Raw genomic sequence first — 26,323 nt, forward strand, 5'->3', positions numbered from 1 at the left:
ATGCTGAGTTTCATTGCCCGCCGCAGCGCTACAGGACTGTTGATGCTGGTCGCCCTGAGCGTCCTCATCTTCATCCTTCTGCGGCTGGCGCCCGGCGATCCGATCGATGCCTATATCAATCCGTCCAGCCCGATGTCGGCTTCCGACCTCGAAGTCCTGCGCGACCGGCTTGGGCTCGACCAGCCGCTTCCCGTGCAATACCTCGCCTGGCTTCGCGCTGCGCTCGGCGGCGACTTCGGCTATTCGATCCAGCGCAGCGGCGTTGGCGTGCTGCCGCTGGTCATGGAGCGCATCGGCCCGACCGCGCTGTTGATGGGCACCGGCCTGGCCATCGCCATCGTGCTCGGCATTTCCGCCGGCATCTTCAGCGCCGTCCGCCGTAACACGCTGCCCGACATCGCGCTGTCGGTGGTTTCCTTCGTCGGCATCTCCAGCCCGGCGTTTCTGACGGCACTTCTGGGACTGTACTTTTTCTCGGTGCTGCTGCGCTGGGCGCCATCAGGCGGCATGCAGACCGCCGGCGCGCCTTTTTCTGTAGCGGACGTGCTCGCGCACCTGGTCCTGCCCGCCTGCCTGCTGTCCATCGGACACGCCGCGCTGATCATGCGCTACATGCGCGCGTCGCTGCTGGAAGTGCTCAACCAGGACTATGTGCGGACCGCACGTGCCAAGGGCGTGCGCGAATTCTGGGTGATCATCAAGCATGCAACCCGCAATGCGCTTTTACCGGTCATCACCCTGATCGGGTCGACGGTCGGCGTAGCGATCGGCGGCGCCATCTTCCTCGAAAGCGTGTTCAACTGGCCGGGCATGGGCCTGCTGCTGGTCAACGCCGTCGGCACAAGGGACTACCCGGTGATCATGGGCGCCACTCTGGTAATCGGCATCTGCGTCATTCTGGTCAATCTCCTGACCGATATCGTCTATGCCGTCGTCGACCCGCGCATCCAGGTGTCGTGATGACGATCACCGCACCAGCTCCGACAAACGACCCGACAGCCGGGCCGCAAACCAAGGGACCGCTTCGCCGCGCGCTCGGCCGGTTCTTTGAAAATCGTGCGGCGCGCGCCGGTCTGCTTATCGTCGTCCCCATTCTGCTGGCGGTCTCGACCTATTCCCTGTGGTGGCCGTTCAGCCCCAACGCCATCGATCTCAGGGCGATCAACAAGGGGCCGTCCGCCATTCATTGGCTCGGCAGCGACGGCGTCGGCCGCGACGTCATGGCCCGGCTGCTGCAGGGCGGACGGATCTCGCTGCTGGTCGCCGTCTGCTCGGTCGCCATCTCGATCGTCATCGGCTTCCTGGTCGGCGCTGTCGCCAGCTTCGGCGGGCGCCTTGTCGACGGCACGGTGATGCGCTTCGTCGACCTCGCCATGACGCTGCCGCCGGTGATCTTCCTGCTCGTGCTCGCTTCGATCGCCGGCACCGGCATCGCGCCGACCATCCTGGTGATCTCGCTGCTCTCCTGGCCGGTGCTGTCGCGCATGGTGCGCGCCCGGCTGCTCGAGCTGCGCGAGCGTGACTTCGTCGTCGCCGCCCGTGGCATGGGGGCGGGGCTGCCGCATCTCCTGTTCCGCCACGGCCTGCCGAACTGCATCGACATTCTAGTCGTCTACGCCACGCTGCAGATCGCCAATGCCATTCTGCTCGAAGCCGGCCTTTCCTTCCTCGGCCTCGGCATCGCACCGCCCGAAGCCAGTTGGGGCAACATGCTCAATCTCGCCCGCTCCACCGTGGTGCTCGAGCAATACCCCTGGCAATGGATGTTTCCCGGCGCCTTACTCGTGCTCACCGTGCTGGCCATCAACTTCATCGGCGATGGCCTGCGCGATGCATTCGACCCTCGTTCCGATCTCAACTGACCTGAAGGTTTTTGAAAAAATGCCCCTGTTTACCGGTGTCGTGCCACCCGTCGTCACCCCACTCCATTCCGATCTCAGTGTCGATTTTGCGTCGTTCACGCGGACCATCGAAAACCTGCTCGACGGCGGCGTTCACGGCCTGTTCGTGCTCGGCTCGACCAGCGAGGTGGTCTTCCATGACGAGGCCGGTCGCCGGGCCATCATCGAGCACGCGGTCAAGGTCAACAATGGCCGCGTTCCGATCTTCGCCGGGGTCATCGACCCGACAACCGATCGCGTCATCAACCACGCCCTGATCGCCAGATCGGCCGGCGCTGACGCAGTCGTGGTCACCGCGCCGTTCTATGCCCGCACCAGCCAGCCCGAGATCGGCGATCACTTCCGCTACATCAAGGACGCAGTCGACATCCCGATCATCGCCTACGACATCCCGGTCTGCGTCCATGTCAAGCTGGAGCGCCAGACCACCGTCGGCCTTGCCAGCGAGGGCGTTATCGCCGGCATCAAGGATTCCAGCGGTGACGACGGCAATCTGCGTTATGTGCTCAAGGACATGGCCAACGACCCGAATTTTTTCGGCATGACCGGGTCCGAGATCCTGGTCGACAGCGTGCTTGCCATGGGCGCGCATGGGGTCGTGCCGGGCCTCGCCAATGTCGACCCGCACGGCTACGTCAGCCTGTGGAACCTGATGCAGGCGGGTCAGCACGCCGAGGCCCGCCTAGAGCAGGAGCGGCTGTTGAAGCTGTTCGAGATCGTCTGGATCTCGCTCGGCAGGACGAGCGCCGGCTCGGCCGGGGTCGGTGCCTTCAAGACCGCGATGAGGAGCCTCGGCATCATCGCCTCCAACACCATGGCGCGGCCGCAACGCAGCCTGAACGACGAGGAAGGCGCAAAGGTCGACATCATCCTTCGCGACGTCGGCTTGCTGCGCTGACCGTGGACGCTCCGATCCTCTCGATTTCCGGTCTGCGAGCGGTGTTCCGTATCGCCGGACGCGACATTGCCGCCGTGCAGGACGTCGACCTGATGATAGGTTCGGGCGAGACGGTTGCGCTGGTCGGCGAGTCGGGATCGGGCAAGTCGGTCACCAGCCTGTCGATCATCGGCCTGCTGCCGAAGAAGGTCGGACGCATTGCCGAGGGCTCGATCGCGCTGCGGCGCAGGGACGGCACGGTCACCGAACTGACCGGCCTCGATCCCGAGTCGCTGCGCAAGGTGCGCGGCAACGATATCGGCATGGTGTTCCAGGAGCCGATGACCAGCCTCAATCCGGTCTACAGCATCGGCGAACAGATCGCCGAGCCGATCCGCATCCATCTCGGCAGATCGCACCGTGATGCGGCCACTGATGCCGTGCGGCTGCTGGCTCAGGTCGGAATTCCCGACCCTGATCGGCGGGCGCGGCAATACCCGCATGAGCTGTCGGGAGGGATGCGCCAGCGCGCCACCATCGCCATGGCCTTGTCGTGCGATCCGACCTTGTTGATCGCCGACGAGCCGACCACCGCCCTCGACGTCACTATCCAGGCCCAGATTCTCGACCTGCTGGCCGCGCTGCAGGCGCAACGCGGCATGGGCATTCTATTCGTCACGCACAATCTCGGCGTCGTTGCCGAGATCGCCGACCGGGTCGCGGTGATGTATGCCGGGCGCATCGTGGAATCGGGTCCGGTGAGCGAGGTGTTCAACCGTCCGCGTCATCCCTATACCGCCGGGCTGATGCGTTCGGTGCCGCGGCTTGGCCAAGCCACCACGCTCAAGGCAGCAGGAACGCCGCTGCCGACCATCGCCGGCAATGTTCCATCGCTTGCCTTGCTGCCCAAGGGCTGCTCTTTCGCGCCGCGTTGCGCCCTGGCTGTCGATGCCTGCCGCACTGCTGTACCGCCATTGCTCGCGGCGACGTCGACCCAGCAAAGCCGCTGTTTGCGCTGGGAGGATCTCTGACAGTGGACGATCCCTTCCTTTCAGTCAGGAACCTGACCAAACATTTTGCGCCGACGGCGTTCTCGCGCGGTCCTGTCGTCAGGGCGCTGGACGATATTTCCTTCGACATCGCGCGCGGCCAGGTGGTCGGCCTCGTCGGCGAATCCGGGTCTGGCAAGACCACGATTGGCCGCTCGGTGCTGCGTCTCATCGAGCCGACGTCCGGCGAAATAAGGTTTGACGGCGTCGATATCACCAAGCTGAGCGCCGGGCCTCTGGCTCGCCAGCGCCGCAAGATGCAGTATATTTTCCAGGATCCGTTCGCCAGCCTGTCGCCGCGCATGACCATCGGTCAGATCCTGACCGAAGGCCTCGATATTCAGGGCATCGGCAGCAGGCGCGAGCGGCGGGCGAAGGCTGAGAAGGCGCTTGCTGCTGTTGAGTTGCCAGTCGATGCCTACGATCGCTACGCCCACGAATTTTCGGGCGGGCAGCGCCAGCGCATCGGTATCGCCCGGGCGCTTACGCTCGAACCCGAATTCATCGTCGCCGACGAGCCGGTCTCTGCCCTCGATGTCTCCATTCAGGCGCAGATCATCAATCTTTTGCGCGACCTGCAGGTCCGGCTCGGCCTGACCATGCTGTTCATTTCGCATGACCTGGCCGTCGTCGAATATATCTGCGACACGGTGATCGTTCTCTACCTCGGCCGCATCATGGAAGTCGCGCCTGCTGCCGCGCTCTATGCCCGGCCGCAGCATCCCTATACGCGCGCGCTGCTCTCGGCCATTCCGTCGCTCGACCCGCTGGCCAGGCAAGGCCGGCAGGTGCTGAAGGGCGACATTCCAAGCCCGGCAAATCCGCCGACCGGGTGTGTTTTCCGAACCCGCTGCCCGGTTGCCCTCGACGCTTGCGCCGGCATCGTCCCGCCATTACGGGCAACAACGTCCGATGGCCATTTGAAGGCCTGCATTCGCGACGACATCGCTTGAGACAAGACCCGACAAGGCGATTTACTTCGCGTGCTGTCTGAGAGACTCTCCGAAGGAAGGCGAAGAACCGGCCGCCAGCTTGCTGCCCAGAAAAGCCCCCGCCAAGCTCAACCGCCTCAATCCCGAGAGATCGATTTCCGAAGCTTCTCGAAAACCAACAGCTTGCTTTTGCGCACGCCGTCTTCAAGCAGGCTTCCGTTTGCCAGGTGCGCGGCGATGGCGCTGGCCAGCGCGCAACCCGTCCCGCGCATCGATCCGCCAAGACGCGGCGCATCGAAGCGGATGGGCTCTTGATCGGCGCGCAGCAGGATGTCCGTCGATCGACACCCCGCGGCGTGGCCGCCCTTGATCAGCAGGGCCTGCAATCCGGCGGTGAGCAATTTCTGACCTTGTTGCAATGCGCCGTCCTCGTCGATGGCCAGGTCTGAGCCGGCAAGGACAGCCAGTTCGATGAGGTTGGGTGTGACGAGACGGCAAAGCGGGATGAGTTCATGCTTCAGGACGCCGATAGCGCCTGTGTCCAGAAGCGGCCAACCCGAAGAAGAGACCAGCACCGGGTCGATGACTGCCGGTATCTGTGGGTTTTGGCGCAGCACATCCGCGACGGCGACGATGGTTTGCTCCGTCGCGAGCATGCCGATTTTGATCGCCCCGACCGCATTGGCTTGCAGCGCGGCACGCATCTGATCGGCCACCAGACCGGGTTGCAAATTGTGGATTTGCGTGACGGCTTCATGCGTCTGCACCGTCACGGTGGTAATGGCAAGGCAGGTGCGCAAGTCGAGGGCGGAGATCGTCTCAATGTCGCGGACTATGCCGGCGCCGCCGCTGGAGTCCGAGCCGCCGACGACAAGCACATGCGGTTCGCGCCTCAACGCCATCGGCTCGTCTTTTCGATCCACTGGCGCGTTCGCGCTTCCGGATCGGCATCCAATGTGATGTCGGTCATTACCGCGGCGCTGTCCGCACCGGCACCGAAGACGCCCTCGATCCGGTCGGGATTGAGGCCGCCAATCGCGACCAGAGGTGTCGGCGCGATCCGGCGCTTCCATTCGTCAAGCCGTTCGAGCCCCTGCGGCGCCCATTTCATCTGTTTCAGGATGGTCGGATAGACTGGGCCGAGCGCGATATAGTTCGGTCTGGCGGCAAGGGCTGTTTCGAGTTCGAGATGGTCGTGCGTGCTGAGGCCGAGACGGAGACCCGCAGCCCTTATCCGGGTAAGGTCCGCCGCTTGCAGATCTTCCTGTCCGAGATGAATGAAATCGCAGTCCTCCTCGATCGCCAGCCGCCAGAAGTCATTGATGATGAGCTGGCATTTGTAACGGGCGCACAAGGCCTTCGCCTTACGGATCTCGGCGCGCAACGCAGCCTCGTCGAGGTTCTTGACGCGAAGCTGCACCAGCCTGACGCCGAGCGGCGCCAGCCTTTCAATCCAGGCGGCGCTGTCGACGATCAGATAAAAAGGATCGAGTTTCATTGAAAGACTGCCCGGCCAATTGTCGGCGTCGATGGGACGGCGAGGTCGCGCGGCTCGAGCAGGCCCGAGCGATACGCCTCACGGCCGGCATCGACCGCCTTGCCGAACGCGCGCGCCATGCCGATCGGATCGGCGGCCTTGGCCACTGCCGTGTTGAGGAGCACCGCGTCGAAGCCGAGTTCCATCACGAGAGCCGCGTGAGATGGGCGGCCGAGGCCCGCATCCACGATCAGCGGGACATCCGGGAAATGGCCGCGCATCGAGCGGAGCGCGGTGATATTTACCGGTCCAAGCGCAGAACCGATCGGCGCGCACCAGGGCATGAGCACCCTGCATCCGGCTTCCAGCAATCGCTCGGCGACGACGAGATCGTCCGTCGTGTAAGGAAATACAGCAAAGCCGTCGTCGCACAAGATTCGCGCGGCCTCGACCAAGCCGAAGACGTCAGGCTGCAGCGTGTCATGATTGCCGATCACCTCGAGCTTGATCCAGTTCGTGCCGAAGACCTCGCGCGCCATATTTGCGGTCGTGACGGCTTCCTTGACGGAGTGACAACCGGCGGTGTTGGGTAGGACATGCAGCCGCAGCGATTGGATAAGCGACCAGAATTTCTCGCCACCCTTGCCGCCGGCCATTTCGCGGCGCAATGAGACGGTCACCGCGGACGCGCAGGATGCCTTGACCGCATCGGCAAGAATGGCGGGCGAGGGGTACTGTGCGGTGCCGAGAAGCAGGCGCGACGGAAGCTTGGTTCCGTAAAGCTCGATCACGTTGCTAACCTCCTTGCATGGGTGAGAGGATTTCGATCCGGTCGCCGTCCTTCAGCTGGAACAGCGCCCGCTCAGTCGCGTGCACAACCTCGCTGTTCACTGCCGTTGCAAGCCAGTTGCCTTCGTAGTCGAGCGCCGCGAGAAGCTCCGCCAGGGTGGCGGCGGTGATCTCATGCGCTTCGCCGTTGACCGTCAGTTTCATCAGCAAGTTCCACCGGTTTGTCAGAATCGAAAACAAGGTCGGCCGCCCGACGCGCCATGGCGGGGGCCAGAAGGAAACCATGGCGGTAGAGCCCGTTGATCGCGACGGTCCTGCCATGCGCTTCGACGCGCGGCAGGTTGTCGGAAAACGCCGGGCGAATGCCGACGCCCGTCTCAACGATCGCGGCCTCGCCGAAGGCGGGATGAACCGAATAGGCGGCGTTCAGGAGTTCCATTATCGCCCGCACCGTGACCGGCTCCGTGGACAGACTCTCGACCATCGTTGCACCCGCCATGAAATGATGGTCGGCGCGCGGCGCCAGATAGAGCGGCAAACGCGGGTGCAGCAGCCTGACCGGGCGCGACAGCGAGATGTCCGGTGTACGCAGGATCAGCATCTCGCCGCGAACGCCGCGAAGCCTTTCATCGCTGGACGCCATTCCTATGCAGTCGATCTCGCGGTCGAATCCCGTCATGTGCAGGGCGTCCATTCCGAAGCGGAACTCGACGCCGCTTCCGGCGAGTTTTTCATGCAGCGCCGCCATTGCACGGCGTGGGTCGAGATGGGCTTCGCCCGGGAAGAACAGCCCGCGACGGAAGCGGTCGGCGAGATCGGGTTCCAGGAGCGCGATTTCGTCTTCGTCGATCCGCCGATGACCCGACGTGCGGCTTGCAAACCGGTCGAGTTCGCCCGCATCCCGCGGCGTTGCCAGAACGAGCGTTCCGGCCCGCGTGACATGACCCGGCAGGACCGCATCCCACCAGTCGGCGGCATCGCGTCCGAGATCCAGCACCGGCTGCTCGGCGCTTTCGCGCTCGCACCAGGGCGCCAGCATGCCGCCGGCCATCCATGATGCGTTGCCGCCAAGGCCATGCCGGGTCTCGGCAATGGTTACCGCAGCACCGCGGGCGGCGAGTTCGAAGGCGGCGGTGAGGCCGGCGACGCCAGCCCCTTTGACCAGCAGCCTCATGACGGCTCCGGCATCTTCGGCATGGGCGGTTCGCCGTCCACCGGCATATAAAGATTGCCGCCCTCGCGGTACTTCGCGGCCATCGCCGCCATGCCCTCTTTCTGTGCCTCGGCCCGAATGTCGTGGGAGATGCGCATCGAGCAGAATTTCGGCCCGCACATCGAGCAGAAATGCGCCAGCTTGTGCGCCTCCTTCGGCAAAGTCTCGTCGTGGAAGGAGCGCGCGGTTTCGGGGTCGAGCGACAGGTTGAACTGGTCTTCCCAACGAAACTCGAAGCGTGCGCGGGAAAGGGCGTCATCCCTGACCTTCGCCGTCGGATGACCCTTGGCGAGATCGGCGGCGTGCGCGGCTATCTTGTAGGTGACGACGCCCGTTTTGACGTCGTTGCGGTCGGGGAGACCGAGATGCTCCTTGGGCGTGACATAGCAGAGCATCGCCGTGCCGTACCAGCCGATCATTGCCGCGCCGATGCCTGAGGTGATGTGGTCGTAGCCGGGTGCGATGTCGGTGGTCAGCGGCCCAAGCGTGTAGAAGGGCGCCTCGCCGCAGACTTCGAGCTGCCTGTCCATGTTCTCCTTGATCTTGTGCATCGGAACATGGCCCGGCCCCTCGATCATGACCTGGCAATCCTTGGCCCAGGCGACCTTTGTCAACTCGCCGAGCGTTTCCAGTTCGGCGAACTGCGCCGCGTCGTTGGCGTCGGCGATCGAGCCGGGACGAAGGCCGTCGCCGAGCGAGAACGACACGTCGTAAGCGCGGCAGATGTCGCAGATTTCCTCGAAATGCTCGTAGAGGAAGCTTTCGCGGTGATGATGCAGGCACCACTTGGCCATGATGGAGCCGCCGCGCGACACGATGCCGGTGACCCGGTCGACCGTCAGCGGGATGTAGTGCAGCCGCACACCGGCATGGATGGTGAAATAGTCGACGCCCTGTTCGGCCTGTTCGATCAGCGTATCGCGGTAGATTTCCCAGGTCAGGTCCTCGGCGATCCCTCCGACCTTCTCAAGCGCCTGGTAGAGCGGCACGGTTCCGATCGGCACAGGCGAATTGCGGACGATCCATTCGCGGATGTTGTGGATGTTGCGACCGGTCGACAGGTCCATGACGGTGTCGGCCCCCCAGCGGATCGCCCAGACCATTTTTTCGACCTCTTCGGCCATCGACGAGGTGACGGCTGAATTGCCGATATTGGCATTGATCTTGACCAGGAAATTGCGGCCGATGATCATCGGCTCGCTCTCCGGGTGGTTGATGTTGGCTGGAATGATAGCCCGTCCGCGCGCTATCTCGTCGCGCACGAATTCCGGCGTGACGAAGTCCGGGATCGCCGCGCCGAAAGAGTTGCCGTCGCGCTGCATCCCGCCGCGTAAGCTCTCGCGGCCGAGATTCTCGCGAATGGCGACGAACTCCATTTCGGGGGTGATGATCCCGGCGCGCGCATAGGCAAGCTGCGTCACCGCTTGGCCCGTTTTTGCCTTTAGCGGCCGGTGGCGCACGGGAAATTCCGGCGTCAGGCGCTCACCTGACGCAAAGCCGTTGTCCTCCGGCCTGACACTGCGGGCATCGTGGAATTCGACGTCGCCGCGCACCGTCACCCATTCATTGCGAAACCTGGCGAGGCCCTTTTCGATGCTGGTTTCGACAGTCGGGTCCGTATAGGGGCCGGACGGATCGTAAACGGTGACAGGCGGTTCGCCTGCCGTCGGATGGACGGCGATTTCCCGCATCGGCACCCTGATCTGCGGGTGAATCAGGCCGGGTTTGTGGATTTTCCTTGAGGCGGGCAGCGGTCCCGTCGACACGGCGGGGGAAATGGCATTCATTTTGAGGCTCCTTTGCTCATGCATTGGAGACCCAGTTCTGTGCCGGAAGGATGAAAAGACGCTTCTGCCTGCCTGCTTACAGGTTTTCGGGCATGGACTCCCGCAAAGCGCTTGCACCGTCCCTACGCCAGTATGAACTGGATCAGGTTCAACGGGTCACTGCGCCGCGAAAGCCAGCAGTATCTCAGCCCCTTGCCGGGACCCCCCTGGTGAATGGGTCAAATTGAGCGGGCGATCGCCATTTTGTCAAGCGCATTCGGCCCATCAATCGGCAACGCTTGCTGGGCGCGCGCGGACGAACTATTGAGCCTGCGTTAGCCATTTGGGCTGCGGCACCGCCTGCAGCAGGCTTTGCGTATAGTCGTGGCGAGGCGCCCCGAACAGCGCCGCGGTTTGGCCTTCCTCGACAATCCTTCCGTCTTTCATGACCATGATCCGGTCGGCGAAATGGCGCACGATCGGCAGGTCGTGGGTGATGAAGATATAGGAGAGGCCGAGCCTCGTCCTGAGGTCGGCCAGAAGGTCGATCACCTGCGCCTGGATAGAGACGTCGAGCGCCGAAACCGCCTCGTCGCAGACGATCAGTTCCGGCTCGCTGGCAAGCGCGCGCGCAATGGCGATGCGCTGCCGCTGGCCGCCGGAAAACTGATGCGGGTAGCGCTCGGCGTGCTCCGGCAGCAGCCCCACCAGTTCCAGGAGCTCTGCCACGCGAGCCTTCCACCTGTCCTTCGGCAGGATATCGCGGTGGATCACCCAGGGCTCGGAAATGATCGAATAAACGCGCATGCGCGGATTCATCGATCCGTATGGGTCCTGGAAGACCATCTGGACCTTGCGCCGAAACGCCATGAGGCGCTTTCCATTCATGTCGAAGATGTTCTCACCGGCAAAGACCGCGCTGCCGGCGCTTGGCGCGTTCAGCCCCAACAGCATGCGCGCGACGCTCGATTTGCCGGAGCCGGACTCGCCGACGATGCCGAGCGTTTCTCCTCTCCTGACCTCGAAGCTTATGTCGTCCACCGCCTTGAACGTCCGCTTGCTGCTAAAAGCTCCGGAAGCAAGCTCATAGTGCTTGGTGAGATGTTCCACCTTGAGCAGCGTCTCGCCGGCGATCGCCGTCGAACGCCTGTTCGGCGCCTCCGCTGCGTTGCCGTGGGGCAGGGCGGCGATGAGGCGGCGCGTATAGGGGTGCTGCGGATTGCTGAAGACCTCCTTGGCGATGCCTGTCTCGACGACCTTGCCGCCGTTCATGACGATGATCCGGTCCGCCATGGACGCGGCGACTTCGAGGTCGTGGGTGATCATGATCAACGCCATGCCGGTTTCGCGCTGGAGATCGCGCAGCAGATCGAGGATCTGCGCTTGCACGCTGACGTCCAGGGCAGTCGTCGGCTCATCGGCGATCAGGATGTCCGGTTTCAACGCGATCGCCATGGCAATCATCACGCGCTGGCGCTGTCCGCCCGAGAACTGATGCGGATAGAAGTCGACGCGGTTTTGCGGCTCTGGAATGCCGACGCGCCGAAGCAGTTCTATCGTCTTGGCGCGTGCGCCCTTGCCGCTCTCTGCGCCGTGGCTCTCATAGACCTCCTCGATCTGGCGCCCCACCGTGTAGACCGGGTTCAAATAGGCGAGCGGATCCTGAAAGATCATCGCAATCCTGCGGCCGTTGATGCTTCGGCGCGCCTCGGCACCGAGGCCTGACAGTTCGACGCCATCGAAGAGGCAGGAGCCGGCCACGATGTCGCCTGGCGGACAGTCGATGAGATCCATCACCGTGCTGGTGCTGACGCTCTTACCCGAACCGCTTTCGCCGAGGATCACCAGCGTCTCGCCACGGCTGACGTGGAAAGAGACATCGTCGACGGCGCGTATCGGTTCATCGTCCGAAAGAAAATCGACGGTCAGACACTCCACCTTGAGAATGGTCGCGTTGCTCATCGGGCAGCTTTTCGCAATGTCTGAAGGCGCCAGCGTTGCTGCGGATCGGCGACGGTGCGGGCCCAGTTCGAGAGGATGTTGAGCGACAGCGTCGTCAGCATGATTGCAAGGCCCGGCCAGAATGCGATCCACCAGGCGGTGGCGAGATAGCCGCGGCCGTTTGCGACCATTGCGCCCCAGGTGAAGTCGGGTGGCTGAATGCCGAGGCCAAGGAAACTCAGCGCCGATTCCGACAAAATGACGGTCGCGAAATCAATGGCTGAAATCGTCACCAATGTCGGCAGGACCAGGGGGGCGATGTGCCGGATGATGATCCGGGCCGGCTTCGCGCCCATGGCTCGCGCCGCGCTGACGAACATGCGCTCGCGCAACTCCAGCACTTCCGCGCGCGCCGTTCTGAGGTAGATCGGCATGCGCGTCACGGCGAGAACGATCACCAGGTTGGTGATGCTCGGACCCAGCGTGTAGAGCACGATGAGCGCCAGCAGCAGCGAGGGAAAGCTCATGACGACATCGGCGAGGCGCAGGATGAGATGGCTGTACCAGCGCTCCGAATAGCCCGCTATCAGGCCCAGCGTTCCACCGACCAGCATCGACGCGAACACCGCCGCCGCGGCAATGCCGAATGTGTTCTGCGCGCCGACAATCAGCCTGGCCAGGATGGGCCGGCCGAGGGTGTCGGCGCCAAGGACGTAGATCCAGCCACTGGCCAGCGAGAACGGGGCAAGATTGCGCTGGCGCAGGCCCAGCCGCGAAGCGGCATCGCCCACCAGCCACGGGCCGAGGACCGCAGCGAGCACGACGATCACCAGGAAAATGGCGGCGGCGAGCGCAAGCCTGTCGCGCTTCAAATAGGCGAAAAGCACGCGGCCGCTGCCTGGAACGGCCGCCGGCTTGATGTCGGGGGTGATGATCGTCATGGCTCAGTACCGGATGCGCGGATCGAGAACCGCGTAGAGGAGGTCGATCGCGATGTTCAGGATGAAGATGGCGGTTGCCGTCACCAGGATGGTCGACTGGACGACGGCAAAATCGCGCTGGATGATCGAATCGATCATCAACTTGCCGATGCCGGGCCAGCCGAATATCGACTCCACGACGACGGCGCCGTTGACGAGGCTGGTCGCCAGGTCGCCGGCGACCGTGACGACGGGCAGCAGCGAGTTGCGAAGCGCATGGCCGAAGATGATCTTCTGCCGCGGCAGGCCCTTGGCCCTTGCGGTCTTGATGTATGGAGAGGCAAGCGCCGACAGCATGGTTCCGCGCACAACCTGCACCAGGAGACCGAAAGGGCGAAGCATCAGCACGAAGGTCGGCATGATCCAGTGGACCCAGGTGCCGGTGCCCGATGTCGGCAAAAGCCCGAGCCCCACGGCGAAGACAAGGATGCCGACGATGGCGACCCAGAAATCCGGCGCGCTTGCGCCGGCCAGCGAGACGAGGCTGGCGATACGGTCGAAGATGCTGCCTGGCCACGCGGCCGCCAGCGAGCCGACAAGGATTGCCAAGGCGGTCGACAGCGTGATCGCGACGACGGCCAGCTTCAGCGTTTCCGGGAACGCCTCGAGCGCGACCTGCATCGCCGAGCGGTTCTGGCGCAGCGATTCACCGAAATCCAGCTGCAGCAGATCGCGCAGATATCCCAGAAACTGCCAATGGATCGGCTGATCGAGGCCGTTCAACCGCGCGAACGCGGCCCGAGCTTCTGCAGTCGAGTCCAGAGGCAGGTACAAGGCGGAAGGATCGCCGGTGAGCCGTGTCAGGAAAAAAACCAAGGTCAAAAGACCGATGACCGACAGGATGCTGTGCGACGCCCGGCGTCCAAGATAGATTATCATTTCGGATGCCCTTCGGCGGATATCGACGGAGGCAGCGGGTCAGGGGGCGCAGGGCGACGACCGCCTGGCACCCCCGTATCGCTCAGTCTTTGATGGCGATATTGGCCAGCGGTATTTCGCTGTTGGTGGTGATATCGGGCTTCCATTCCAGCCTGGTGCCAACCCGGGTGTAGCCGATCATGTGGAACATCGGGATGTCCGCCACCACTTCGTTGCGGGCCTTGCCGAAAATCGCCTTAAAGCTGTTGGTGCGGGCTTCGCCGGTCGCCGCCAGTGCCTCGTCTATCTGCTTGTCGAATGCCGGATCGGCCAAGGTCGAGTAGCTGCCACTCGATCGATAGAAGATCGGCACCGTGAAGGCCGCATCGCCCTTGTTGTTGTCATGCATCATCTGCAGGAGATTGGGGCCTCGCTCCGCCGGGAACGGCTTTTGCAGATAGCGCAGCCAGTCGGCGACATCGAGCATGGTAAGCTTGACGTTGAGACCGGCGTCCTGCCACATCGTCATCATCGCCTCCATCGCTTCGGCGCCGTTCGGATAGATGCCGTTTCGCCCGATGAGCTTGATCTCGGTGTCGACCGCGACACCCGCCGCGCGCGCCTCTTCGATGAGCTTTTTCGCCTCTTCCGGATCATACGACCAAGGCTCGAGCGCATCGTCATGGCCGTTGATCCCGGAGACGACCATCTGCGACGCACGCTTGACGTCGTCGCCGAACAGCTGCGCAAGGCCCTCCCAGTCGATCGCCAGGTTGAGCGCCTTGCGCACGCGCAGGTCGTCGAGCGGCGGCTCGGCGGCATCGATGCGGATGGCAGTGGTTTCGGAGTTCAGGTAGGCGAAATCCGTCTCCGGATTGCTGGCGTCCTGGATGGCAATCGACGGTGTCAGGTCGGCTTCCCCGGTTTCCACCATGGCGGCTCGAATCGAGGATTCGGGTCGCCAGACATAGGTTGCCTTGGTGATCTGCGGCTTGTTGCCCCAATAGCCGTCGAATGCGTCCAGCACCACGGTCTGCGGGGAAAAGGTCGACAGCGTGAACGGGCCGGTGCCGACCGGATCGTTCACCGCCTGGTCGACCGGCGTCTTCGGCGAGACGATCATGACCACGCTCAACAGCGTCGGCATGATGGGCTCGGGCCTGTCCGACTTTATTTCGACGGTCAGCTTGTCGACCGGCGTCAGCGTCAGTTTGGCATCGCCGAATTTCGCAATGTTGCTGCAGGTAAGCTTGCCGCTGATCATCCGGTTGATGGAGAAGACGACCGCATCCGCATTGAGTTCGGTTCCGTCCTGGAAGTTGACGCCCTCGCGCAGCTTGATCCGCCAGGTGGTCGGGTCCACGCTGGTCCACTCCGTCGCCAGTTTCGGCTGGGGCTGTCCGCTGACCGGATCGATGACGGTCAACGATTCAACCACGTTTTGGCTGAGTATCTGGCCGACATTGGTGATGATGGTGCCGCAGGGCTCCAGATTGGCCGGCTGCTCCGGCAGGACGATACGGATCTCCTGCGCCGCTTCCTGTGCGACGGCCGATGGCGCGGCAGCGGTCATCAATACGACAGCTGCAATCGCATGAATGCTTCTGTTCATGTCACTCCTCCCTTTGAGCTTCCGTTTGGGATCTTCCGTTTTTGGCTGGCGCACGAGACGATCCTCCTCATCCCGTGCGGCCGACAATTTGCCGATCTCGCGGCAGCTAGGCGGCGATCTTCTCGATCAGTCCGCGCAGCACGTCTTTCTCCTGCGGCTTCAGATCGGTCAGCGGCGGCCGAAGCGGGCCGGGTGTCCGTCCGATGAGCTCGACGCCGGCCTTGATGATCGACACCGGATAACCTTGCTCGCGATCGCGCAAAGCCGCGAAGGGGAAGAAGAAGCTGTGGAGGATTTCTTCCATCACAGCGCGATCACCTGTCCGCATCGCCCTGTAGAAGCGCTGGGCCAATTCCGGCACGAAGTTGAAGACCGCGGAGGAATAAGTCGTCACGCCGGCGCCGTTGAAGCCCTCGGCGAAAAGCTCATGCGTGGGCATGCCACCGATGTAGCAGAGCCGATCGCCGAGCTTTGCAGTGACGTGGCGGACAAGATCTATCTTGCCTGTGCCGTCCTTGAACCCGATGAGGTTTGGGCACGCGTCAGCAAGGCGGGCAACGGTGTCGGCATTGGCGACCGAGTTCGCACGGTTGTAGATGATGACGCCGAGGCCGGTGGACTGGCACACGGCTTTGACATGCCGAAAAATCCCTTCTTGCGAGGCCTCCATCAGATAGTGGGGCAGAAGCAGGAGACCGTCGGCTCCCGCAGCCTCGGCGCGGCGGGCGATTTCCGTGGCGAGCGCCGTGCCGTAGCCGCAGCCGGCGATGATCGGCACGTCTCCCGAGGCATCCTTGGCCGCGCGGGTAACGTCGGCGACCTCTTCCGGCGACAGGGAGAAGAATTCACCGGTGCCGCCGGCCGCGAACAGGGCAGCGGCACCGAACCCCGACAGCCATTCGACATGCGCGCGATAGCTTTCGAGATTGAGGCTGAAATCCTCGTTGAAATGCGTGACCGGAAACGACAGCAGCCCTGAAGCGACACGCGACTTGATTTCATCTGGCGACAAAGGAACTCATCCCACAAATTAATATGATGTCATCTAGATTCATATGATGAGTATCCAGACGAGTCAACCGCCGGTGTTGTCCTGATTTGTCGGGCGCCGGATGGTCAGGGCGCGATAGCGCTTTATCCCGGTCACCAAATGGCGGCGCATCGCCTCACGCGCCTTTTCCGGGTCGCGGGCGAGGATTGCATCGGCGATTTCCCTGTGCTCCTGCAGAATCGGATGGTCGCGATTGGGCAAGGGGTCGACGCCGCCCATCATCGTCTTGAACTTCACCCGCGGGATCATCCGCCGGCCGACATGTTCGAGGAAGGCCTTGAACCTGGCGTTATTGGTTGCGGCGGCGATCGCCATGTGGAACTGGAAGTCGGCATCGTCCGTGGGTTGCCCTTGCGCCATGAGGTCGGCGAACCTTTCGACCTGGGCCTCGATTTCGGCCTCTTGCGCCGGCGAGCTGCGGGCGGCGGCAAGACCGGCTGCCTCGACTTCGATGCCGATGCGCAGCTCGAGCTCTTCGATGATGTCCGAGATCTTGTTCGTTTCGTCGGTGAACAGCTTCAATCCCTCGTCGACGGGTTTCGCGCCGAGAACGAAGACGCCGGCGCCTTGCCGCGATTCCACCAGTCCGTCGGCGCGAAGCGCGGCAATGGCCTCCCGGACCACGGTGCGGCTGAACCCGAACCGGTCGATCAGCGCGGGTTCTGTCGGCAATTTATCGCCAGGCGCATAAAAGCCGGCTTCGATCTGGTCGCGCAGCGCATCGGCAACTTGAGAGACGAACGACCGCCGGGACGTTCGATGTTCGGCCTGCTGCATGGGTCCTCCCAACTTTGCCGGATCTGAGGATTCATACTCCCAGTGCGGGCCAAAAGCGAGGTCATCATATGAAAATTCGTCGTTCGATGTCTCGAACTTCTTAAGGTCATCATATGGCTTTTGTGCTCAGTGTCGGCCATCAATTCGCCCGTCGTGCTGGGCACGGCGATCAGCGAAATCCACGCAGTAGCAGCTTTCAGGCTGCGGCCGGCAGGTGATCGCGGACCCACCTGACGATCTGTCCCGCCGTCATTGCGCCGGATGTGCGCGCAACCTCCCGTCCGCCGTGGAAGATGATCATGGTCGGAATGCCGCGGATGCCGAGCCTGGCTGCAACGGCCTGCTCATTGTCGGAATTGAGCTTGATCAGTCGAACATGCGGCTCCAGTTCGTTGGCTGCCGCTTCATAGGCCGGCGCCATCATCTTGCACGGGCCGCACCATGGTGCCCATATGTCGACGACGACGGGGAGGCTGCTTCGCGTGACCTGGCGATCGAAACTCTGTGCATCGACGTCTGCCGGATGACCCGAGAACAGCCTGGAGCCGCACTTTCCGCATTTCGCGTCCCCGGCATCGCCTGCCGGCGGCAGGCGATTGACCCCGCCGCATTTGCCGCAAACCACCAGTTTTTCCTGCGTCATTCCCATTTACCCGTCTTTATGCGCGTCGATCGTCGCCGTCACGATGCGGTCTTGAGTGGAGGATTCTGCGCAAAAGCGACCGCGTCCGAAACCTTGGCCAATTCTGCGGCGATATCGGCGAGCTTTCGATCGGCGTCGACCTTGCGCCAGTTGGACGGGGTAGCCTTTCGCTGCAATTGCCGCGACAAGATATCGACTGTGGCGTCAGAAGGACCGCCACTGCGCTCGCTCACCCGCTGCCAAAGAACGAGCGGATCCGCCTCCAGCCAGAATCCGGCGAAAGCAACGTCTCTGCCGTTTGCAGCTTTCTCGATGCGGTTGCGATCGGCCGGCCGGTCAAAGACGGCATCGGCGACCACCGAACCGCCTTCGGCAATGATCAAGTCGGCGCGCCATGCCATTTCGCGGTAGACGCGGTCCGACACATCAGGTCGATAAGCCCTGTCCGGCAGCTTCGTCTCGGCTGGCACCCCATGCAGGGCTTTGCGGATGCGGTCGCTTTCGACAATGCGTGCGCCGGGCGGCGCGCCAACATGTGCGGCGAGTGCCTCGGCAACGGCCGTTTTGCCGGAACCGCTCAAGCCGCCGATGGCGATCAGCCGAGGAGGCTTTTCCTCGAGAAGTGTTCGGGCAAGCTCGAAATAGGATCTGGCCTCGGCAAGCAGCCCGCTGGAATCGTCACCGCTTTCCTCGATCTGGGTTGCGGTGACATGCGCGCGCACCGCGGCCCGCACTGCCATGAAAAACGGCAGGAGGATGAAGCCGTCCTCGTCGTCTGCTTCGTCGAGATAGCGGTTCATCACCAGGTTGGCGAGTTCCGGAAAGCTGCGATGCCAGAGGTCCATCAGCAGGAAAGCCAGGTCGTAAAGCACATCGATGCTGGCGATCTGGTCGTTGAATTCGATGCAATCGAAGAGGCGGGGCTCGCCGTCGAAGAGACAGATGTTGCGCAGATGCAGGTCGCCGTGGCATCGTCGGATCTTGCCTGCCGTCTCCCGCCGGTCGAGCAACTCGCAATGACGGGCGAGGGCGGTGCGAAACATCCCGGTGAATGCCTTTATCTCGGCTTGCTCGAAAACATGGCTGGTGGCAAAGCCGGCTTCGTTGATGGCGAGCACGCCTGCCAGGTTGCAGGATCCGCTCCCCTTGTGGACCTCCGGCGCGCCACGATGATAGCGCACGATCATGCGCGCGACATCCGTCATCAGCGCAGGCGTCAGTTCGCCACCGACTGCCATTCGGTCGAGCAGCTTCGACTGATCGAAGCGGACCATCTCGATCGCCGCATCGACCAGTTTGCCGCTTCCGTCGAAGGCCAGCTCGCCGCCGGCCTCGCGGGTGACGCGCCGCACCCCCAGATAGAGGCCGGGGGCAGTCCTGGAGTTGAGATCGACCTCCTTCTCGCAAGCGGCGAGCCGCAGCGCTGGGGTCGAGAAGTCGACATAGGGCAGCTTGACCGCTCGCTTGATCTTGTAGGCGCGCTGGCCAACCAGGAATATCCGCGAGATATGGGTCTCGATCGCCTCGACCGGTCCGCTCTCGCCATATGCGGCAGGGTCCATCAACATCGCGGCCACGGATTGCTGATCCTCGACGATCATCGGATGCCTCTTTGTTTTGTACCCAACCTGGGGAAGCCAGCGAGCGTGGTCGCTGAAATTCCACGCCATCAGGCCCTTGCTGCCACAGCGCCTGGATATAACCAGCCAGGTCACGAATGCGTTCCGTGCTGCTGCTGCTCCGGTGTTCGGGGCGTATTCTTGGCGTCCTCCAGCGGCCTGAAACCTGTTGGCGTCGGCACGTGGGCATGTTGATACGGATCAAATGATGACCGGCGGCGTTCTTGACTCAGCGCTAGCAGCGCGCCGAGCCGTCTCGCTGTTGTTGCAACGACGATTGGGCTTTGGGGCAAAATCGGGAGCAGCCGCCATGGCTTTCAGGACGATACTTGCCGTTACGGGACCGCACGAGGGAGACGGTGATCTCAAACCTGCCGCCGACCTGTGCAACGAGATCGGCGCCCATCTTGCTGTTCTGGTCGTTGCCGTAGCTGCGCCGCCACCAGTCGGGGAGTATGCCGCGGTCGTTTCAGAAGCCTGGCTGGACGAGCGTCGGGCCGTCGAGGATCTGTTGAAGAAGCGGACTGCTGACCTGTCGGCTTTTCTCGCCGGCAGCGTGCTTTCGGCCGATGTCTCCAGCGAATATCCGGAAGCCGGCTGGGCCGACGACACCATCGGCCGCCGTGCCCGCTATGCCGACATTACGGTCATTGGACCGGAGCTGCTCGCCAACGAAACGCTGAAAAGCAAAGCGATCGAAGGCGCATTGTTTTCTTCGGGAAAGCCCTTGCTGCTCATCCCCGCGGGGGCGCAGCCGACCCTGAAGCCGAAACGCGTGCTGATTGCATGGGACGCCCGTCTGGAGGCATCGCGTGCCGTCCGCGAATCCCTCGGCCTGCTGCCAGGCGCCGATGAGGTGCACCTCGTTATGGTCGATCCGGTGGAGGACGAGTACCGCCACGGGGCCGAATCCGGAGCCGCCGCCGCCGCCTATCTCGCGCGGCATGGCGTGAATGTCACGGTCGACCGGCTGCCCAGCCTGGACCATTCAGTCGTCGACGTGCTTCGCCGGCACGCGCTCGACATCGCCGCCGATCTGATGGTGATGGGGGCTTACGGTCATTCCCGGTTGCGCGAGCGCATCTTCGGTGGCGTCACCGTCTCGATGCTTGAAGACCCGTCGATGCCGATCCTTATGGCGCGTTAGCCGCCGGCGCCCGTCATTGGCATCCCTTTTTAAGTCCCAAGGGACACTGTTGCCGCCCATCTAGCCGTCTCATCGGTATCGGCGGAGCCGCGAATCTGTGGTAAGCCGCCGCTCAACCAACCAAAGGACGACACCTGTGAGCGAACCGACCGTGGCCGAGGCGACCGAAAGTATCTATGCATCGCTGCGGGCGGACAATGCCGACATCGACGCGCATATCGCGACGCTTAAGGTGGCGATGACACGAGAAGGGATAAAACAGGCGGTGTTCGATCCGACCAGACTGGCGCAGAACAACCGTTCGGGCCGCAAGCTGATGCAGGCTTATTTTCGGCAGCGCGGCGTGAGCGTGAGGTTTTCGGCCTCGTAGGGCGCAGGCTGAGGCGCCACGGCCCGCCGGCAACCATTGTGGTCCAGGATCCGCCGGGGAGTTCAGGCAAGTCCGCTTTTGGCTTCTGTAGGCCGACATGCGGCTTCCGGCCCCGCCGACGTGAAAGTTCCTAGGAAATCGGCCGACAAATGGTCAATTCAATCACCTGCGCCGGCTGCCGAGCACATCGGCGACCGACTCGCCGCTTCTGGCCTTCGGATTTGACCGGCTATCGCATGAATCTGCTGCTTTGAGCGCTTCGGCGCGGTAAGCCTTGTCTAACGCTCCGATCCGTCGAACCGACGCGAAGAACCGTGGATAGTCGCCCGAACACAAATCGAACAAGCGGAGAAACGTCGCCACCTGATCGCCGTAGACGGAAGTCGCGGCGAGCTTCGCGTTGTTAATCGGAGAATCGAACCAGACATCGTATCCCTGGTATCCACGCCAGCGACTGTCGCGCATCTCTCGGTAGCGCATCCGCAGCCGTTCGATCGCGGCCATCTTCGCGGCCCGCTTCTGCTCAGAGGTAGCGCTGCCGTCATAGACATGGCTTAGCTCGTCCCGGGTCTGCGACACCAGCGCAAGAAATTGAGCTCTGCGCCTCCGGTCGGCTTTGTAACGGCGCAACTCGCCGGTATCACCAGCCGCGCGCAGCCATTTTCTCACGCCGGTTGTTTCGACGGCGACAGCGAATGCCTCGTTGAATGCGGAATCGTCCTTCACATAGACGCGTTGGTGGGCCAGCTCATGGAAAACTAGCCCCGCAAGATACGTTTCATCTTGGCTGAGCATCGTATTTAGCAGCGGGTCACTTGACCAGCCAAGCGTGGAATATGCAGTGATGCCCGTCACATAGACGTCCAGGCCCTGTCTCTGAAGTTCGACAGCGGTTTCAATCGCAGACCTTTTGGAGAAGTATCCTCGGTACGGAACGCATCCGAACACCGGAAAGCACCATGTTCGTGGCGTCAGCGAGAATTCCGGCGCGGCGAAGACGGCCCATGTCACCGCGTCCCGACCAACGTTAACATAGCTGCGGTAGCTATTGTTGTCCGGCAGCGCTAGTTCATCTATCGCAAACTGTCGGATGGCGCTCGCCGATTCCATTCGAGCGCGTAGTGTCCCAGGGATCGAAGGATCGTCGATCAGCTCTTCGACATCCTGGCGCGCCGCCATGATCTCCACGTGACCCTTCAAGGATTGTGCGTAGTAAGAAATGCTGGTGCAACCGGCCACGCCGGACATCACGATCGTCGCAGCAACCGAACGAAAAAATGCACGCATCACGGTTGCCCACGGCATTTGCTCACACGTCCGGATAGGGCAAACGTCGCAACTACGCCCGGTCCCAAACAGTGGCTCCAATTCGGTTGATATCCTGGGATGAGGGTTTAGGTTAGACGTTCGTCTTCGGCAAGGTTGTCACAATGTGATCATTCGCTGCCAAATTGCCGAATGTCCGCTATAAGCCGGACACGGCGGCATGCGAACTATCCGCCTAGGAGGTCTTTTTCTCCTGGAGCTTCCGGTCGCATCCGGCCCACCGCTGTTGGTCCGCAATGCGCCCAAGCTCGCCGTTGCGAAGATCTTCGCCGCGTCTTAAAAGCGGACGTCGTCGCGACGACGCTGAAGCTCGCCGGGCCATCCCTAACCCGAAGAGGCTCATCATGGGCTGGGTTCCACTCTGACATCTAATCTGTAGAAGGTACGGTTGGATCTATGCGCACCAGAGGACCAGGCGTTCAGACCCTTGGCGGCATCATCGCCTTGTCGATCCTCCGGTGGATGAAGGAGGGGAGCGACAACAGATCCTCTGCGTCTTCCTTCTTCATCTCCCAGTCTTTCCTAGGCGCATGAGCGGTAGGATTCCGGAAGGTGCCGTACGTCCCCTTCAGCAGGTTCACGAAGCCCTTCTGCTCGCTCTTCTCGCTCATAGTTTGAAACCCGTTGATGATGAGCATCGGGATGTCGCCGCCGAAGACGTGGTCGAACAGCACGTTCCCGTCGTCGATGAGGCCAGTCCGATTTCGGAGCTTCTCGACAACGCTCTTCACGGCCTCCTGGACTGCGTGGAAGTAGTTGTCCGCGATCAACTCGGCCCGGCAGAAATCGAGAACGTCAGGATGGGTGCCTCGCGACGCCAAGTCCTTCCTGAGTTCCGACGCTCGGCGTTCAGCTTCTGACAGCGTGGTCGCCGTTCCACCTTTGCCGAGCTTCCCGGACTCGTCGACGTACAACCCGGTGAAGGCCAGCGCACGATTGATATTCGCCCGCATCGGCTCGTACCGCTCTGGGAACCTGACGAACCGGGCAGGCTTGAGAGCCTTGCGGATGAAGGCAAGGATGTGGGTGTTGGTCTGCTCTCGGTTCTGGTACTCGACGAAGGCGTTGTAGATCCTGTCGCGCTTCGTGCCGGGACCGGGATTCTTCAGTTTCGCGCTCTCAAGCAGGAAGTCGATCTCGTTGTTCTTCAGACCCTCGTCAGTGTCGCCCAGCGCGTCCGCGATCGCTTCCAGATGCTCCTGCTTGAACTTCATCGTGCATCCCCCTTCACCGCTTTCTTCATCCTGGCTTTCGCTTCCTCCGGCGTCTTCCGCGCAACTCGCTCCCGATATGGATTAATACTCCCATCGAGCGCGTCGATCATGTTTCTCAGGGAAGAGACATCCGCCTCAAACTCTCCGAGGAAGCCCGTGCACAGGGAGCATGCCCAGAGCACAATTACCGGGTCGGGCACGTCCTTCAGCCTCTTCCACTCCCTCTCAAGCGCATTTTGCATCTCGCCGCTGGCCTCGGCCATGAAAAGTGACCGGAGCTGCTGCAGCCGTGCGTCGCGTTTCTCGCCCGCGAGATTGTGGGCGATCTCGTTGCGCACTGAGTTCACAGCGAGAATCAGGTCCCAGATTGAGTTATCGTCTTTCCGTAAACCGTAGGCGCGTACGACGTGAACTTTTTGTGAGAAGCTGAGGCGTGCTTCCTTGAAAACATGCTCTGGGTGGAAGAAGACTACGGTCAGGATGTTGTCTAGCGCGGTCTCAATGATCAGGTGACCTGTCAAGACTGCCTGAAGGAGCGGATCGATCTGCCCCATCTTCTCGTGAAAAAGTGCGGCGTACTTGTCGAGATGGCTGGCTTTCTTCTTCATGGCAACTCCCCTCCGGTCTTGCTTCGGTACCACGTTCTTACATCTTCGACCTCGACAGTTGCACGCGGACCCCAATGCCGTCCTGGATCTGTGATGCTTGTGCGCTGGACTCCTCGCGTATTCCCCCGCCGCGGGCTTAAACCTGTCAGCCTGTATAGCGAGGTTAAGGCCGCCCCGCGGGCTCGCACAGGGAGCAACGGTGGACAATCACGCTAACGTAGAAGGGCACTTTGAATTTGTCCCGGAACCGGTAGATTGACGATCAAAGCAAATGGGGGCGAGTATTGGCTTGGGATTCAGGACTTGATGAGGGGAGTGTTGCCTACGCGATCGCGTCAGCACCCGAACCTCGGGTGCGGGTGATCGCCGGTCCGGGAACCGGAAAATCATTCGCGATGAAGCGGCGTGTGGCGCGGCTGCTTGAGTCCGGGAGTGCTCCCAACGAGGTATTGGCAGTCACCTTCACGCGCGTGGCTGCAGAGGATCTACATCGCGAACTGCAGAAGCTGGACACGCCGGGCTGCGAGGAACTTCAGGGGCAGACGCTCCATAGCCTCGCGATGCGCATTCTCGCCCGGAAGCATGTGCTCGAGGCGGTTGGCCGCGCTCCACGCCCGCTGAATACCTTCGAGACGAAGGCAATGATCTGCGACCTAGCCGGCGAGAACGGCGGGAAGCGGGCAGTCAAGAGGATGATCCAGGATTACACGGCGGCGTGGGCGCAGAGCCAGGGGGATGAACCGGGCTTCGCGAAAACGAGTGAGGAAAAGCATTTCCAAACCCAGCTGCTGGACTGGCTCGACTTTCACCAGGGCATGCTGATCGGTGAGCTGATCCCGTACCTGGTCCGCTACCTGAAAGATAACCCGGCCGGGGCGGAACGGAAGGAATTCCGACACCTCTTGATCGACGAATTCCAGGATCTCAACAAAGCCGAGCAGACGGCTCTCGCCTATCTCGGCGAGGCAGCGGAAATCTGTATCGTCGGTGACGACGACCAATCGATCTACAGCTTCAAGAACGCGCACCCCGATGGAATCCGGCAATGGAAGGATCTCCATCCCGAGTGCGCCGACCTCGAGATGGCCGATTGCCACCGGTGCCCGACAACGGTCGTCGGCATGGCGAATGCGCTCATCGCCGTGAACAAAAGCCGCCTGCCACGAGCGCTCAATCCGCTGCAGGATAAGGGGCCGGGGGAGGTAGTCATCGTCCAGGTCCCCTACCTTTGGAGCGAGGGGAAGTGGATCGCCAATAAGGTGTCGGAGTTGCTCGCGAGCGGCGTCCATCCGAGCGACATCATCATTCTTGTCCAGCGCGCCGTCGCGAGCCGTCCCATACTCGAGGCGCTGAAACAGGCGGGTGTTCCCGCCAAGTCCTACTACGAGGAAAGCCAGCTCGACTCCGAGGCGGCGCAAGAGCGGTTCGCGACCTTCAAGCTCCTACTCAACAATGAGGACCGAGTGGCGCTCCGGTATCTGCTAGGCGCCGGCGATGGCGATTTTCGCCGGAATGCTTACGCCCGGGTTCGTGCGCATTGCGAGGCGAGCGGAGACAGTCCATGGATCGCGATGCAAAAGCTCGCGGACGACGTGCTGAAGCTCTCCCACACAAAGCCGTTAGTGGAGCGGTTCAAGGCAATCCGGAACGAACTGGACACCTTGGACGTGCTAAAGGCGGACTTGCCCGCTTTTGTTGATGCGCTCTTCCCGGCCGGTGATGAGAACTTGTCGGAGTTGCGGGGGCTGGCAGTGGCACAACTGGAGGCGGCCGGGACGCCCGAGGGACTGCTCGGCGGCATGATGGAGGAAATCACGCAGCCCGATATCCCTCCCACCGTCCAGGAAGTGCGGTTGATGAGCCTTCACAAGAGCAAGGGTTTAAGCTCGCCCTTCGTTTTCATTGCGGGCTGTGTTGAGGGCATTCTGCCGGCGGCGCCCGATCCAGAGTGGCCGAAGGAGGTGAAGGACGCCGCCCTTGAGGAAGCGCGACGGCTTTTCTACGTGGGGATCACGCGCGTGAAATCCGACCTGGCGAACGGTCGGCCGGGAAATCTCTTCATCAGCTCCGCAGCAGATGACGATCAAGGACGCCTACGGCGCGAATGTAGCTTTCAAATCGAAGTACGGCCCCATGGCGAACCTCCTACCGAGCCGCTTCTTGAGTGATCTCG

Annotated in this window: 25 protein-coding genes and 1 riboswitch; of the genes, 8 read left to right on the forward strand and 17 right to left on the reverse strand. The window is 62.4% G+C overall.

What is annotated here, in order from left to right; translation table 11 throughout:
- Genes AC0L2M_RS14400 through AC0L2M_RS14420 form a run of 5 tightly spaced genes read left to right on the forward strand, consistent with a single transcriptional unit; the run spans window position 1 to window position 4,780 of the window.
- Window positions 1–960: an ABC transporter permease gene (locus AC0L2M_RS14400; protein ID WP_473535193.1), complete on the forward strand. Its 960-nt coding sequence runs from the start codon at window positions 1–3 to the stop codon at window positions 958–960.
- Complete coding sequence (locus AC0L2M_RS14405; protein ID WP_473535194.1) at window positions 960–1,862, forward strand: ABC transporter permease; 903 nt, start codon at window positions 960–962, stop codon at window positions 1,860–1,862. The genes AC0L2M_RS14400 and AC0L2M_RS14405 overlap by 1 nt, the downstream gene beginning before the upstream one ends.
- A 19-nt stretch (window positions 1,863–1,881) precedes the next feature.
- Window positions 1,882–2,799: a dihydrodipicolinate synthase family protein gene (locus AC0L2M_RS14410; protein ID WP_473535195.1), complete on the forward strand. Its 918-nt coding sequence runs from the start codon at window positions 1,882–1,884 to the stop codon at window positions 2,797–2,799.
- A gap of 2 nt (window positions 2,800–2,801) precedes the next feature.
- Complete coding sequence (locus tag AC0L2M_RS14415) at window positions 2,802–3,809, forward strand: ABC transporter ATP-binding protein (protein ID WP_473535196.1); 1,008 nt, start codon at window positions 2,802–2,804, stop codon at window positions 3,807–3,809.
- Window positions 3,810–3,811: 2 nt separating this feature from the next.
- Window positions 3,812–4,780: an ABC transporter ATP-binding protein gene (locus AC0L2M_RS14420; protein ID WP_473535197.1), complete on the forward strand. Its 969-nt coding sequence runs from the start codon at window positions 3,812–3,814 to the stop codon at window positions 4,778–4,780.
- A gap of 116 nt (window positions 4,781–4,896) precedes the next feature.
- On the opposite strand, the gene AC0L2M_RS14425 is transcribed toward AC0L2M_RS14420, so the two are convergent.
- From AC0L2M_RS14425 to AC0L2M_RS14490, 14 genes are all read right to left on the reverse strand, one after another.
- Window positions 4,897–5,661, reverse strand: coding sequence for a hydroxymethylpyrimidine/phosphomethylpyrimidine kinase (locus AC0L2M_RS14425; protein ID WP_128172630.1), 765 nt, complete (start codon window positions 5,659–5,661; stop codon window positions 4,897–4,899).
- Window positions 5,652–6,257 (reverse strand): thiamine phosphate synthase, encoded by a 606-nt coding sequence (locus AC0L2M_RS14430; protein ID WP_473535198.1) that lies wholly within the window; start codon window positions 6,255–6,257, stop codon window positions 5,652–5,654. Before AC0L2M_RS14430 ends, AC0L2M_RS14425 begins: the two co-directional genes overlap by 10 nt.
- On the reverse strand, window positions 6,254–7,027 hold the full coding sequence (locus AC0L2M_RS14435; RefSeq protein WP_128172631.1) for a thiazole synthase: 774 nt from the start codon (window positions 7,025–7,027) through the stop codon (window positions 6,254–6,256). The genes AC0L2M_RS14430 and AC0L2M_RS14435 overlap by 4 nt, the downstream gene beginning before the upstream one ends.
- 4 nt (window positions 7,028–7,031) lie before the next feature.
- The gene (gene thiS, locus AC0L2M_RS14440; RefSeq protein ID WP_128168003.1) at window positions 7,032–7,229 is read right to left on the reverse strand and encodes a sulfur carrier protein ThiS; all 198 of its coding nucleotides are present in this window, start codon (window positions 7,227–7,229) and stop codon (window positions 7,032–7,034) included.
- On the reverse strand, window positions 7,198–8,199 hold the full coding sequence (gene thiO / locus AC0L2M_RS14445; RefSeq protein ID WP_473535199.1) for a glycine oxidase ThiO: 1,002 nt from the start codon (window positions 8,197–8,199) through the stop codon (window positions 7,198–7,200). The genes thiS and thiO overlap by 32 nt, the downstream gene beginning before the upstream one ends.
- Window positions 8,196–10,025 (reverse strand): phosphomethylpyrimidine synthase ThiC, encoded by a 1,830-nt coding sequence (gene thiC / locus AC0L2M_RS14450; RefSeq protein ID WP_473535200.1) that lies wholly within the window; start codon window positions 10,023–10,025, stop codon window positions 8,196–8,198. Before thiC ends, thiO begins: the two co-directional genes overlap by 4 nt.
- A 101-nt stretch (window positions 10,026–10,126) precedes the next feature.
- Window positions 10,127–10,243: riboswitch (TPP riboswitch) on the reverse strand.
- Between the two features lie 82 nt (window positions 10,244–10,325).
- Complete coding sequence (locus tag AC0L2M_RS14455; RefSeq protein ID WP_473530751.1) at window positions 10,326–11,966, reverse strand: ABC transporter ATP-binding protein; 1,641 nt, start codon at window positions 11,964–11,966, stop codon at window positions 10,326–10,328.
- Window positions 11,963–12,886 carry an ABC transporter permease gene (locus AC0L2M_RS14460; RefSeq protein ID WP_128168007.1) on the reverse strand — a complete coding sequence of 308 codons (924 nt, stop codon included), beginning with the start codon at window positions 12,884–12,886 and terminating at the stop codon, window positions 11,963–11,965. Before AC0L2M_RS14460 ends, AC0L2M_RS14455 begins: the two co-directional genes overlap by 4 nt.
- A gap of 3 nt (window positions 12,887–12,889) precedes the next feature.
- Window positions 12,890–13,804, reverse strand: coding sequence for an ABC transporter permease (locus AC0L2M_RS14465; RefSeq protein ID WP_128168008.1), 915 nt, complete (start codon window positions 13,802–13,804; stop codon window positions 12,890–12,892).
- An 82-nt stretch (window positions 13,805–13,886) separates the two neighbouring features.
- The gene (locus AC0L2M_RS14470; protein ID WP_473535201.1) at window positions 13,887–15,395 is read right to left on the reverse strand and encodes an ABC transporter substrate-binding protein; all 1,509 of its coding nucleotides are present in this window, start codon (window positions 15,393–15,395) and stop codon (window positions 13,887–13,889) included.
- A 106-nt stretch (window positions 15,396–15,501) separates the two neighbouring features.
- Window positions 15,502–16,407, reverse strand: coding sequence for a 5-dehydro-4-deoxyglucarate dehydratase (gene kdgD, locus AC0L2M_RS14475; RefSeq protein ID WP_473535202.1), 906 nt, complete (start codon window positions 16,405–16,407; stop codon window positions 15,502–15,504).
- Window positions 16,408–16,470: 63 nt separating this feature from the next.
- Window positions 16,471–17,223, reverse strand: a complete 753-nt coding sequence (locus AC0L2M_RS14480; protein ID WP_473535203.1) for a FadR/GntR family transcriptional regulator — start codon at window positions 17,221–17,223, stop codon at window positions 16,471–16,473.
- Window positions 17,224–17,419: 196 nt separating this feature from the next.
- Window positions 17,420–17,866 carry a thioredoxin TrxC gene (trxC, locus tag AC0L2M_RS14485; protein WP_473535275.1) on the reverse strand — a complete coding sequence of 149 codons (447 nt, stop codon included), beginning with the start codon at window positions 17,864–17,866 and terminating at the stop codon, window positions 17,420–17,422.
- Window positions 17,867–17,904: 38 nt separating this feature from the next.
- On the reverse strand, window positions 17,905–19,467 hold the full coding sequence (locus tag AC0L2M_RS14490; protein WP_473535204.1) for a bifunctional aminoglycoside phosphotransferase/ATP-binding protein: 1,563 nt from the start codon (window positions 19,465–19,467) through the stop codon (window positions 17,905–17,907).
- Between the two features lie 328 nt (window positions 19,468–19,795).
- Here AC0L2M_RS14490 and AC0L2M_RS14495 point away from each other — a divergent pair, with 328 nt between their 5' ends.
- Both AC0L2M_RS14495 and AC0L2M_RS14500 read left to right on the forward strand, forming a co-directional pair.
- Window positions 19,796–20,632 (forward strand): universal stress protein, encoded by an 837-nt coding sequence (locus AC0L2M_RS14495; RefSeq protein ID WP_473535205.1) that lies wholly within the window; start codon window positions 19,796–19,798, stop codon window positions 20,630–20,632.
- 136 nt (window positions 20,633–20,768) lie between these two features.
- Window positions 20,769–21,002: a hypothetical protein gene (locus AC0L2M_RS14500; protein ID WP_128172638.1), complete on the forward strand. Its 234-nt coding sequence runs from the start codon at window positions 20,769–20,771 to the stop codon at window positions 21,000–21,002.
- Window positions 21,003–21,164: 162 nt separating this feature from the next.
- Here the strand turns inward: AC0L2M_RS14500 and AC0L2M_RS14505 are convergent, their stop codons facing one another.
- The 3 genes from AC0L2M_RS14505 to AC0L2M_RS14515 all read right to left on the reverse strand — a co-directional run bounded on the left by AC0L2M_RS14505 (window position 21,165) and on the right by AC0L2M_RS14515 (window position 24,150).
- Window positions 21,165–22,289: an aminopeptidase gene (locus tag AC0L2M_RS14505; RefSeq protein WP_473535206.1), complete on the reverse strand. Its 1,125-nt coding sequence runs from the start codon at window positions 22,287–22,289 to the stop codon at window positions 21,165–21,167.
- A 458-nt stretch (window positions 22,290–22,747) separates the two neighbouring features.
- Window positions 22,748–23,542 (reverse strand): TIGR02391 family protein, encoded by a 795-nt coding sequence (locus AC0L2M_RS14510; RefSeq protein ID WP_473535207.1) that lies wholly within the window; start codon window positions 23,540–23,542, stop codon window positions 22,748–22,750.
- Complete coding sequence (locus AC0L2M_RS14515) at window positions 23,539–24,150, reverse strand: hypothetical protein (RefSeq protein ID WP_473535208.1); 612 nt, start codon at window positions 24,148–24,150, stop codon at window positions 23,539–23,541. Before AC0L2M_RS14515 ends, AC0L2M_RS14510 begins: the two co-directional genes overlap by 4 nt.
- A 284-nt stretch (window positions 24,151–24,434) precedes the next feature.
- Between AC0L2M_RS14515 and AC0L2M_RS14520 the strand changes: the two genes are divergently transcribed.
- Complete coding sequence (locus tag AC0L2M_RS14520; RefSeq protein WP_473535209.1) at window positions 24,435–26,318, forward strand: ATP-dependent helicase; 1,884 nt, start codon at window positions 24,435–24,437, stop codon at window positions 26,316–26,318.
- Window positions 26,319–26,323 lie beyond the last annotated feature (5 nt).

This window comes from Mesorhizobium sp. WSM4806 (genome assembly GCF_055811635.1).

Coding starts and splice junctions, on each gene's coding strand:
- AC0L2M_RS14400 (WP_473535193.1), top strand. CDS start 1: ATGCTGAGTTTCATTGCCCGCCGCAGCGCTACAGGACTGTTGATGCTG.
- AC0L2M_RS14405 (WP_473535194.1), top strand. CDS start 960: ATGACGATCACCGCACCAGCTCCGACAAACGACCCGACAGCCGGGCCG.
- AC0L2M_RS14410 (WP_473535195.1), top strand. CDS start 1,882: ATGCCCCTGTTTACCGGTGTCGTGCCACCCGTCGTCACCCCACTCCAT.
- AC0L2M_RS14425 (WP_128172630.1), bottom strand. CDS start 5,661: ATGGCGTTGAGGCGCGAACCGCATGTGCTTGTCGTCGGCGGCTCGGAC.
- AC0L2M_RS14430 (WP_473535198.1), bottom strand. CDS start 6,257: ATGAAACTCGATCCTTTTTATCTGATCGTCGACAGCGCCGCCTGGATT.
- thiS (WP_128168003.1), bottom strand. CDS start 7,229: ATGAAACTGACGGTCAACGGCGAAGCGCATGAGATCACCGCCGCCACC.
- thiO (WP_473535199.1), bottom strand. CDS start 8,199: ATGAGGCTGCTGGTCAAAGGGGCTGGCGTCGCCGGCCTCACCGCCGCC.
- thiC (WP_473535200.1), bottom strand. CDS start 10,025: ATGAATGCCATTTCCCCCGCCGTGTCGACGGGACCGCTGCCCGCCTCA.
- AC0L2M_RS14455 (WP_473530751.1), bottom strand. CDS start 11,966: ATGAGCAACGCGACCATTCTCAAGGTGGAGTGTCTGACCGTCGATTTT.
- AC0L2M_RS14460 (WP_128168007.1), bottom strand. CDS start 12,886: ATGACGATCATCACCCCCGACATCAAGCCGGCGGCCGTTCCAGGCAGC.
- AC0L2M_RS14465 (WP_128168008.1), bottom strand. CDS start 13,804: ATGATAATCTATCTTGGACGCCGGGCGTCGCACAGCATCCTGTCGGTC.
- AC0L2M_RS14470 (WP_473535201.1), bottom strand. CDS start 15,395: ATGAACAGAAGCATTCATGCGATTGCAGCTGTCGTATTGATGACCGCT.
- AC0L2M_RS14480 (WP_473535203.1), bottom strand. CDS start 17,223: ATGCAGCAGGCCGAACATCGAACGTCCCGGCGGTCGTTCGTCTCTCAA.
- trxC (WP_473535275.1), bottom strand. CDS start 17,866: ATGACGCAGGAAAAACTGGTGGTTTGCGGCAAATGCGGCGGGGTCAAT.
- AC0L2M_RS14490 (WP_473535204.1), bottom strand. CDS start 19,467: ATGATCGTCGAGGATCAGCAATCCGTGGCCGCGATGTTGATGGACCCT.
- AC0L2M_RS14495 (WP_473535205.1), top strand. CDS start 19,796: ATGGCTTTCAGGACGATACTTGCCGTTACGGGACCGCACGAGGGAGAC.
- AC0L2M_RS14505 (WP_473535206.1), bottom strand. CDS start 22,289: ATGCGTGCATTTTTTCGTTCGGTTGCTGCGACGATCGTGATGTCCGGC.
- AC0L2M_RS14510 (WP_473535207.1), bottom strand. CDS start 23,542: ATGAAGTTCAAGCAGGAGCATCTGGAAGCGATCGCGGACGCGCTGGGC.
- AC0L2M_RS14515 (WP_473535208.1), bottom strand. CDS start 24,150: ATGAAGAAGAAAGCCAGCCATCTCGACAAGTACGCCGCACTTTTTCAC.